This window comes from Marinobacterium lutimaris (genome assembly GCF_900108065.1).
Lineage (GTDB): Bacteria > Pseudomonadota > Gammaproteobacteria > Pseudomonadales > Balneatricaceae > Marinobacterium_D > Marinobacterium_D lutimaris.
Genome location: NZ_FNVQ01000003.1, coordinates 580,060 through 589,762 on the forward strand (window position 1 = coordinate 580,060; position 9,703 = coordinate 589,762).

Here is a 9,703-nt window from a genome sequence, read left to right on the forward strand (position 1 = left end):
TCCTTCACTTGATTGAACGAACCACACTGAAATCAGGAATGCTGAGTAACTCCTGCCAATGCATCCAGACAGCTACGGCCCGACCCACCAGCAGTTGTTCCGGTACGAAACCCCAGTAACGGCTGTCGTTACTGTTGTCCCGGTTGTCACCCATCACAAAATACTCACCTTCGGGCACTGTCCACTCGGCATTGAGCGTTGGACGCTCCACGTCACGGTAGATCTCGTGCTCAACGTCACCGAGGGTCTCGTTAACCAGAAGTTTCTCCGGACGCCCCGGCGGCAGCTGGGCGACAAGCGCCTGCGGCTGAGCCTCGCCATTCACGTAAACAACCTTGTTGCGATAGGTCACCACATCTCCCGGCAACCCGACCACACGTTTGATGTAATTCACGCTTGGATTCTTCGGGTACTTGAAGACGACCACATCGCCTCGTTCCGGCTCATTAACGGGCAGAAACTTGGTATTTAGTACCGGCAGCCTCAGCCCGTAGTGAAACTTGTTAACCAGAATATAGTCGCCAATCTGCAATGTCGGCAGCATGGAGCCGGACGGGATCTTAAACGGCTCAAACAGAAAGGAGCGCAGTACCAGTACGATCAACAGCACAGGGAACATCGATCGCGAGAGATCCGCCCAGCCGCTAGGCTGCATAACCAACTTACTGGCGGATTCGGGTAGTTCCCCACCCGCTTTCAACTCGGCATCCGCCAGTTTCGCTCTGCGCTTAGGTACGAAGACCAACACATCAAGCAGGTAAAGCAAGCCGGTCACTGCAGTAGCGACCACCAAAATCAAGGCAAAATCGAAGTTCATCCCAGCCCTCAGCTATCCACTTTAAGTACAGCCAGGAAGGCATCCTGCGGGATTTCAACCCGGCCCACCTGTTTCATCCGTTTTTTGCCCTCTTTCTGCTTGGCCAGCAGCTTTTTCTTACGGCTGACATCACCACCGTAGCATTTCGCCAGTACGTTCTTACGCAGCGCCTTTACCGTGGTGCGGGCGATAACCTTGCCACCCAATGCCGCCTGAATCGCCACATCGAACATCTGGCGTGGAATCAGCTCTTTCATCTTTTCACACAGAATACGACCTCTATAGGCAGCATTGTCCTTGTGCAGAATGACCGCCAGCGCATCAACCTTATCGCCGTTGATCAGGATATCCATACGCACCAACCTGGCCGCTTCAAAACGCTGGAAGTTATATTCCAGGGAGGCGTAGCCACGGCTGGCCGATTTGAGGCGGTCGAAGAAGTCCAGAACCACCTCAGCCATCGGCAGTTCGTAGGTCAACTGTACCTGCGAACCAACAAACTGCATGTTTTTCTGGACTCCGCGTTTCTCTACACAGAGCCCAATGACCTGACCGAGGTAATCCTGGGGCACCAGGATATTGGCCTGCACGATCGGTTCGCGCATTTCCCGGATAGCGCCGGGGTCTGGCAGTTTCGACGGGCTGTCGATATAGACCACTTCACCGCTTTGCAACTCGACCTCATAGACAACGGTCGGGGCTGTGGTGATCAGATCCAGATCATATTCTCGCTCCAGACGCTCCTGGATGATCTCCATATGGAGCATTCCCAAGAAGCCACAGCGGAAACCGAAGCCAAGGGCATCAGACGATTCCGGTTCAAAAAACAGGGATGCGTCGTTGAGGGTCAGCTTGTCGAGTGCTTCACGGAAGTCTTCATAGTCGTCGGCGCTGGTCGGGAATACCCCCGCATATACCTGCGGCTGTACCTTCTGAAAACCTGGCAGACGCTCAGTTTCGGGATATTTGGCATGAATCAGGGTGTCACCCACAGGTGCACCGTGGATATCCTTGATACCCGCAACCACGAAACCAACCTCGCCAGCGCGCAGAACACCAGTTTCCTTACGCTTCGGCGTGAAGATACCCACCATCTCGGCCTGGTGAGACTGACCGGTGGATTTCACGATGATTTTGTCTTTCCTGTTCAGGGTTCCCTGGGTCACTCGAACCAGTGAAACCACGCCCAGATAGTTATCGAACCAGGAATCTATGATCAACGCCTGTAGCGGTGCGTCCAGATCACCTTCAGGTGCGGGAATGGCTTTGATCAGCGCTTCGAGAACATCCTTGACCCCTTCCCCGGTTTTTGCCGAACAGGGAATGGCATGAGTAGCATCGATGCCGATCACTTCCTCGATCTCATGTTTGACGCGCTCAGGCTCAGCCTGGGGAAGGTCCATCTTGTTGAGAATGGGGAGGACTTCCAGCCCCTGCTCGATCGCTGTGTAGCAGTTGGCCACGGACTGAGCCTCGACGCCCTGTGCGGCATCAACGATCAGCAGGGCACCCTCGCAGGCGTAGAGAGAGCGTGACACCTCGTAGGAGAAATCCACGTGCCCGGGGGTATCGATAAAGTTCAGCTGGTAGGTCTTTCCGTCATCAGCCACATAATCCAGCGTGACGCTCTGCGCCTTGATGGTGATACCGCGCTCACGCTCAAGGTCCATGGAATCCAGGACCTGCTGTGCCATTTCCCGGTCAGACAGACCACCGCAGGTCTGGATCAGACGATCCGCCAGGGTGGATTTACCGTGGTCAATATGGGCGATGATCGAGAAGTTACGTATATGGTCCAGCTTGCTCACAATAGGGCTACTCGGTTCCAACTGAGGAGATACAAACAAAATTCAGAAGCGCAGCAGTGTACCGTATTTCCCTGGAGACAGCATCTCTAGTACAAGGAGTACACAACGAAAAAAGGGGCTGAACGCCCCTTGATATCTGGTTTACTCCGACAGCTTCAGCGGAATAAATAGCGGACTGCCGCGACGCACGATCCTCATAGGAACAGAGCGATCAGTCGGCAGATCAGCAACCACCTCGGCAAACTGCTCAACTGTCTGGATCTGTTTACCGTTCAGCATGGTAATCACATCACCCGAAACGACTCCCGCATTGGCTCCTGCTCCTTCGGCCACACCGACGACGATCACTCCCGAGCGCACATTCCACTTCTCACGATGCGCATCGGTAAGCGGCTCAACGGTCAGACCGAGCAGGTCCATTGAGGCAGGCTCCTGTACAGTTTCTATGCCCAGGTCCGGCTCGCCCTCAGGCAGCAGTCCGACGACAACATTCAGTTTCTCCTGCTCGCCACCGCGCATCACGGTCATCTCCACCTCAGCGCCCGGCTTAACCCGTCCCACCATATGCGGCAAGTCTGAAGAGAGCGTGATCGGACGACCATCGAATGAGATAATCACATCACCTTCCAGCACACCGGCAGACTGCGCCGGGCTATCCGGAAGCACCTTCGCGACCAGGGCGCCTGCGGGCTTCGCCAGTCCAAAGGACTCGGCAAGATCGCGATTGACCTCCTGAATAATGACCCCCAGCCAGCCGCGGCTCACATGGCCCTGCTGTTTGAGTTGATCCGCCACATCCATCGCAACGTCGATGGGAATCGCGAACGAAAGCCCCATAAAACCGCCCGAGCGGGTGTAGATCTGGGAATTAATCCCAACCACTTCACCATCGAGGTTAAACAGAGGGCCACCGGAGTTACCCGGGTTAATCGCAACGTCGGTCTGGATAAACGGCACGTAGGTTTCGTTGGCCAGGGCTCGCTCTTTAGCGCTGACAATGCCAGCCGTGACCGTGTGGTCAAAGCCAAAGGGCGAACCGATAGCGAGTACCCACTCACCCACTTTTAGATCTCGCGTCTTACCGATACTGACTACAGGCAGGTCCTGGGCATCTATTTTAAGCAGGGCCACATCGGAGCGAGCGTCAGTCCCTACGATCTCAGCCTCAAGTTCTCGGCGATCATTCAAACGCACCAGAACCTTTTCAGCTCCCTTGACCACGTGGTTGTTGGTAAGGATGTAGCCGTCTTCCGAGATAATAAACCCGGAGCCGAGAGATTCCGGCGCCCGCCGGGGCTGAGAATTAAACTCCGGCAGATTACGGAAGAAATGGCGAAACATTTCAGGGATTTCATCCATATCCCTGCCACCAAATGCCGCTGAATCCTGGGGCTTTTCAGCCTGCACTGTGCTGATATTCACAACAGCAGGAGCAGACTCCTCCACCAGTTCGGTAAAATCGGGCAAGGATGCGGCCGATACAGCGGACGACATGACGAGCGCAATCCAGGCAAGCATGGCAAACCCGAGATGCTTGACCTTCATTTTCAAATACATAAGAACCCTCTCACGGACTAACTGAAAGGAAGGTTAACTGACGAGACGCAGCAGCACCGGCTGATAGCATCCCTCTGAAGACTTACGAGTGGAGATCCAACGGGCAAAAACAAACCCCACCACCAGACCAACAAGCCCGGCAAGGATCTGAACATTTTCGCTGCCACCGATAATACGGGTCGCAACGGAGGCTAGAATCAGAGCTAAGAGGGGAAGGAAGTAGACCATGACAGATGCCTTAATCAGACTTCCCTCCTCCAGGCCGATAACCACAGACTGCCCAACCTGAGGGAGCACTCTGTTTGGGTTGAGCACTGTCAACTCTACCGCCTTACCGCTCATCCAGTCCGACAGTGCACCCTGACCACAACTCTTTTTGGCGCTGCAGGCAGCACAGGCACTTTGTCGGCTGGCCTCTATCCAGATCTCCTCACCTTCGATGCGGGAGACCTGAACAACTTCTTCGATCATAGACTTACCTGATCTGCTTCACATTGGATGCGATGCGATCGGCAATCATCAGCGGGATATCTCCCACGACCGTAATAAAGTGGGAACCCTGGTTACGGCCCAGAGCGATCAACCCGTCGGACTGCGCGACGCCCTCAGAGTTCTGCTGATCTTTCTTCGGCTCAATGGTTACCGAGAAGGCAGACTCACCGTTAGAGTACATGATAACTTCGCCGTGCGGCATCAGATCGTGGCGCACAGGCTTGAAGCCATCAGGCAACCAGGCACTGGTCCATTCCGGCTGCCGCGTGCCGAGCAACTGCTCATGCTGGTCGATATACCGGCTCAACCCTTGCGACAGTCGAATCACGTCTGGTTCCGCGGTATTGGTGTTCACAATTCGGCTAGAGTCACCAAACTGTGTACGCACCAGGTCATTAGAAATCGGCGTACGCGCTGCAATTGTTTGGGCAGGCCTGTTAGTGGAAGCATCGCTCTGCGCGACAGCTCCATCCACGGAGTCAGTGCCAGTCCCTACGCCAAAGTTATTCGCACCCAGAATGACAACAGCCGTTACCGAAGCAGCTACCGCCATGCTGGCGACTGAGCGCCCGATGGAACTGATCGATGCTTTACTCAACCAGCTCGGGGCCTTAGCCTCGATGGAATCTGTTTTACCGGAATAAGTGGGTTCGGACTCGAGCGCGGCAGCAATACTTATACTGAGATCATCACGAGCAGCCACTGGCTCGCCTTTGAGCACAGAGCGAGTGAGCTGATAACGTTGCCAGGTCTGGCCTACTTCTGGAGTGTCGCCCGCGCGGTCGAGCAGGCGCCGCAATTCAAAATCGCTGGCCTGATCATCCATCAGAGCTGACAGCCCTTCTTTCCACTCACTCATGCCGTGTTCCTCAAAATGCGAAACTTTCTGATTTTATTACACACATCAACTCTCTCCCCGGGATCAGGGTTCAAGTAAAGGTTGTATTTCCCGGTCAATTGCTTCCCGGGCTCGGAATATTCGCGAGCGCACCGTGCCGATAGGGCACCCCATAATGCTCGCTATATCCTCATAGCTCATGCCTTCCAACTCACGCAGGGTCAGAGCGACCCGCAAGTCTTCCGGCAATTGATTTAGCGCCTGTTTAACCACCCTTTCCATTTCATCACGGTAGAGGCGGTTCTCCGGCGTCTCTATGTCTTTGAGTTCACTGTCACCCTCAAAAAAGTGGGCGTCAGCCACATCGACATCTGTATCAGGCGGCCGTCTGCTACGTGCCACCAGGTAATTCTTTGCCGTGTTGATCGCAATCCGGTAAAGCCAAGTGTAGAAGGCGCTTTCGCCACGGAAGTTCGGCAATGCCCGGTAAGCTTTGATGAACGCTTCCTGAGCGACATCCATTGCTTCGCTATGATCGTAAACATAGCGACCTACCAAGCCGATAATCTTGTGTTGATATTGCTTAACAAGAAGATCGAATGCGCGCTTATCTCCCGCCTGTACACGTTTTACCAGTTTCTGGTCAGCAGAGGCCTGACTCTCGTTAGACACTAAGATTCCTTTACATCCGACTTCGACATGTCCCGCCTAAACCTATGCGGGGGTTAACCAAAGAGTATGTCGTTCACAACTAACGCATTGCAACAAGAACCCTGTACTGACCATATTCACTTCGTATGAGTAGGACTGCAGTTCTAAGTTCCATCAGTGCGTCGATTTTTTCCGAATTAGCCGTGCTGCCTAACCCTCAGAGGGTGCATAATAGCGTTTTCATCGTGGAGAAAAGGACCAGACCGTCTGATGAGTGTGCAAGAGTACGACGTTCTAATCATCGGCAGTGGTGCAGCAGGCCTGACACTGGCATTGAACCTGCCTTCCCATGCGAGGATCTGCGTCCTGAGCAAAAGCGAGCTGGAAAATGGCTCTACCTGGTTTGCTCAGGGAGGCGTTGCAGCCGTTCTTGATGACAATGACAGCATCGACGCGCACATCAAAGACACCCTGATTGCCGGTGCAGAACTGAGCCGGCCAGACTCGGTCAACCACACCATTTCCGGCAGTAAAGCGGGTATAGACTGGCTCGTAGACCAGGGAGTTCCGTTCACCCAGGAAAGTGAGCAGTATCACCTCACCAAAGAGGGCGGACACTCTCACCGACGCATCATTCACGCCAGTGATGCCACTGGCCGGGCGATTGAAGAAACCCTGATCGAGAAAACCAGTAAGCGCGCAAACGTCGACCTACGCGAACACCATATCGCTATCGACCTGATTACCCGTCGCAAACTGCACCTTCCATCCAACGCCTGTGTCGGCGCCTATGTATTGAACGCAGCCACAGGGCACGTAGAGGTCTTTAAGGCCCAGAATGTTGTTCTTGCCACCGGCGGCGCATCCAAGGCATATCTCTACACCAGCAACCCGGATGGGGCCACCGGTGACGGCATCGCCATGGCATGGCGAGCGGGCTGCAGGGTAGCCAACCTGGAGTTTAACCAGTTTCACCCAACCTGCCTGTTCCACCCTCAGGCGAAATCCTTCCTGATTTCAGAAGCGGTCAGAGGGGAAGGCGGCATCCTCAAGTTGCCGGACGGCACCCGATTCATGCCGAACTTCGACTCCCGGGCAGAGCTTGCGCCGCGCGATATTGTCGCTCGCACCATCGACCATGAGATGAAACGACTGGGCTGTGAATGTGTCTACCTGGATATTTCACATCGCCCCGCTGAATTTATTCGCAGCCACTTCCCAACAATCTATGAGCGCTGTCTGAGCTACGGCATCGATATCACCAAAGAGCCCATACCGGTCGTCCCCGCCGCGCATTACACCTGTGGCGGCGTGATGACGAACCTCTCAGGCCAGACCGATCTGAAAGGGCTCTACGCCATCGGGGAAACCTCGTTCACCGGCCTGCATGGGGCTAACCGCCTGGCTTCAAACTCACTGCTCGAGTGCATCGTTTACGGCCGCTCCGCCGCCGAGGCAATTAGTGCGTCGCTTGGCAATCACGAGCCATTGCCGGACGTTCCGAGCTGGGACGAAAGCCAGGTCACAGACTCTGATGAGGATGTGATCATCGCACATAACTGGGAAGAGCTGCGCCGCTTCATGTGGGATTACGTCGGCATCGTGCGGACCAACAAGCGCCTGCAGAGGGCTCAGCACAGAATCACCCTGCTACAGCAGGAGATCACCGAGTACTACAGTAACTACAAGGTGAGCCGCGATCTGATTGAACTGCGCAACCTCACTACCGTAGCCGAGCTGATCGTTCGCAGTGCAATGCTTAGAAAGGAAAGCCGGGGACTTCACTACACGCTGGATTATCCAGACCTGGCGCCGGAAAGGCAGGACACCATTCTCGCTCCGATCAACTATCCCTGGCCGGACGCCTCGCGCTGAACAAAGCCACCCCATTCAACCATTATCTTTAAACGACGCCAGCCTGCACTATCCAGCTGGTCTGGCGTCACCACTAACCAAACCGGCCTGACCCGTTTTTCCGTGATCACGCTGATAGCAACAAGGCCAGGCACGGCCGCCATGCTAAGCGTCTCCTCTACCTTCAGTCTGCTACCATCAGCCATGCAAAAAAGCAGAACATCCCGATCCGGGTACCAGATCAGCCCCGTGACGAGTTCATCACGACCAGAATAGCGCCACGGCGAAAGAACATAATAAAGTGAGACAAGTAACGCGATAAGGGCAACAACCAGAGTGAACACCGGCAGCCCCGAGCCGATCAGTACGGCGGCGGCCACCAGATGAGCCGTGGCGACCGCAGCGGGCAACCTTAGCGATCGCCGGAAGCTGAGATCAAGCGGGCTGAACGCGCTTGAGTATGATGCTGACGATTCTGGCAAGATCCGCATCCTTGGGAACTTCCCTTTGCATAAACCACAGGAACAGGTCCTGATCTTCACAGGCAAGCAGCTTGACGAAGCGGTCCTGGTCTTCGAGATCTAGATCGCGAAACGCCTGCTCTACAAACGGGACAAACAGAACATCCAATTCCAGCATTCCCCGGCGACTCTGCCACTGCAGACGTCGGATATCCTCTTCTGTATACATCTTCACCCTCTTGAAATACTGGTCCGAATTGCCCGCATATTTAACCGTTTTTCCGTTAAAACTGCTACTGGCGGGGATCAAGATAAGTGGGTTAAACGTTGCTTGTAGGAGCTAGAACCTCGTCGCAGCTGGGTACCGGCTTTGAATTATCCACCATGCTGGCTTCTATCGGCACGGGGGCGTGCCTCCAACTTCGGTGCGGTGGCACGATAGCTTTGCGTAGGAGGGGCGGCCTCGTCGCGATTGCTTGGGGTTATGCTTGGGGCGTTCGGTGCTGGGGAGGGGCTGTGGGGATGAACTGCAGTGATCGGGAGGGGTGGTTCTAGGCCCCGGAGCGTTGGCTGCTATAAGTCGATGGTGAAGTGCTGAGCTTGGCTGAAGGGGTGAACAGCGATGACCTGCTTTAGGTCCCTGCCTGCTTTCCAGGACTCATTCTGCCAACGCTAGGAAGTATCTTAGAGGATGACCTACAGTGATCAGAAGCGATGCTTCTGACCCTGCGGGCGTCGGCGTAGCCGACGTCCAAAGCCGTTCCTGCGGAACAGGGCTTTGTCACATGGGCCTGTGTAGTAAGGGGCGGCATAGCCGCCCAATACGAAAAAACCCCAGTACCAACGGTACTGGGGTTCTTCGTATTAGGTGCCTGGCGATGACCTACTCTCACATGGGGAAGCCCCACACTACCATCGGCGATGACGCGTTTCACGACTGAGTTCGGCATGGGATCAGGTGGTTCCACGTCTCTATTGTCACCAGGCAAAACTGGAACAAACTGAGATCTAAAAGCTTTTAGAGGAAGATGTTTTCGATCTTCGTCTATCAGATGTCTTGTTGCTTTCTACAAGCTTCAACCGGTGCCTCGATCACGCGCTGCGCTTCGGGCTCATCGATCTATATATTCGTGCTCAAACGCCTTTGGCGTTATATGGTCAAGCCTCACGAGCAATTAGTACTGGTTAGCTCAACGCCTCACAGCGCTTACACACCCAGCCTATC

The 9,703-nt window shown here is 54.7% G+C and carries 9 protein-coding genes and 1 rRNA gene; 1 reads left to right on the forward strand and 9 read right to left on the reverse strand.

Going from position 1 to position 9,703, the window contains the following annotated elements; all coding sequences use genetic code 11:
* Positions 1-4: 4 nt before the first annotated feature.
* From lepB to rpoE, 6 genes are all read right to left on the reverse strand, one after another.
* Positions 5-817, reverse strand: coding sequence for a signal peptidase I (lepB, locus tag C4S72_RS17050; protein WP_104004363.1), 813 nt, complete (start codon positions 815-817; stop codon positions 5-7).
* 8 nt (positions 818-825) lie between these two features.
* Positions 826-2,625, reverse strand: a complete 1,800-nt coding sequence (gene lepA / locus C4S72_RS17055; RefSeq protein WP_104004364.1) for a translation elongation factor 4 — start codon at positions 2,623-2,625, stop codon at positions 826-828.
* Positions 2,626-2,766: 141 nt separating this feature from the next.
* The gene (locus tag C4S72_RS17060) at positions 2,767-4,182 is read right to left on the reverse strand and encodes a DegQ family serine endoprotease (RefSeq protein WP_235009174.1); all 1,416 of its coding nucleotides are present in this window, start codon (positions 4,180-4,182) and stop codon (positions 2,767-2,769) included.
* A gap of 33 nt (positions 4,183-4,215) precedes the next feature.
* A complete protein-coding gene (locus C4S72_RS17065; protein WP_104004365.1) occupies positions 4,216-4,653 on the reverse strand; it encodes a SoxR reducing system RseC family protein in 438 nt (145 codons plus the stop codon).
* Between the two features lie 4 nt (positions 4,654-4,657).
* Positions 4,658-5,533 carry a MucB/RseB C-terminal domain-containing protein gene (locus C4S72_RS17070; protein WP_104004366.1) on the reverse strand — a complete coding sequence of 292 codons (876 nt, stop codon included), beginning with the start codon at positions 5,531-5,533 and terminating at the stop codon, positions 4,658-4,660.
* A gap of 63 nt (positions 5,534-5,596) precedes the next feature.
* Positions 5,597-6,184, reverse strand: a complete 588-nt coding sequence (gene rpoE / locus C4S72_RS17075) for an RNA polymerase sigma factor RpoE (protein WP_104004367.1) — start codon at positions 6,182-6,184, stop codon at positions 5,597-5,599.
* 249 nt (positions 6,185-6,433) lie between these two features.
* On the opposite strand from rpoE, the gene nadB reads away from it, so the two are divergent.
* On the forward strand, positions 6,434-8,038 hold the full coding sequence (gene nadB / locus C4S72_RS17080) for an L-aspartate oxidase (RefSeq protein WP_104004368.1): 1,605 nt from the start codon (positions 6,434-6,436) through the stop codon (positions 8,036-8,038).
* Here nadB and C4S72_RS17085 read toward each other — a convergent pair.
* The 3 genes from C4S72_RS17085 to rrf all read right to left on the reverse strand — a co-directional run bounded on the left by C4S72_RS17085 (position 8,011) and on the right by rrf (position 9,464).
* A complete protein-coding gene (locus tag C4S72_RS17085; RefSeq protein ID WP_146071919.1) occupies positions 8,011-8,397 on the reverse strand; it encodes a hypothetical protein in 387 nt (128 codons plus the stop codon). The genes nadB and C4S72_RS17085 overlap by 28 nt on opposite strands.
* 55 nt (positions 8,398-8,452) lie before the next feature.
* A complete protein-coding gene (locus C4S72_RS17090; protein ID WP_104004370.1) occupies positions 8,453-8,707 on the reverse strand; it encodes an FAD assembly factor SdhE in 255 nt (84 codons plus the stop codon).
* A gap of 641 nt (positions 8,708-9,348) precedes the next feature.
* Positions 9,349-9,464 (reverse strand): 5S ribosomal RNA (gene rrf / locus C4S72_RS17095).
* Between the last annotated feature and the right edge of the window lie 239 nt (positions 9,465-9,703).

Coding starts and splice junctions, on each gene's coding strand:
- C4S72_RS17070 (WP_104004366.1), bottom strand. CDS start 5,533: ATGAGTGAGTGGAAAGAAGGGCTGTCAGCTCTGATGGATGATCAGGCC.
- C4S72_RS17090 (WP_104004370.1), bottom strand. CDS start 8,707: ATGTATACAGAAGAGGATATCCGACGTCTGCAGTGGCAGAGTCGCCGG.
- C4S72_RS17065 (WP_104004365.1), bottom strand. CDS start 4,653: ATGATCGAAGAAGTTGTTCAGGTCTCCCGCATCGAAGGTGAGGAGATC.
- nadB (WP_104004368.1), top strand. CDS start 6,434: ATGAGTGTGCAAGAGTACGACGTTCTAATCATCGGCAGTGGTGCAGCA.
- C4S72_RS17060 (WP_235009174.1), bottom strand. CDS start 4,182: ATGTATTTGAAAATGAAGGTCAAGCATCTCGGGTTTGCCATGCTTGCC.
- lepB (WP_104004363.1), bottom strand. CDS start 817: ATGAACTTCGATTTTGCCTTGATTTTGGTGGTCGCTACTGCAGTGACC.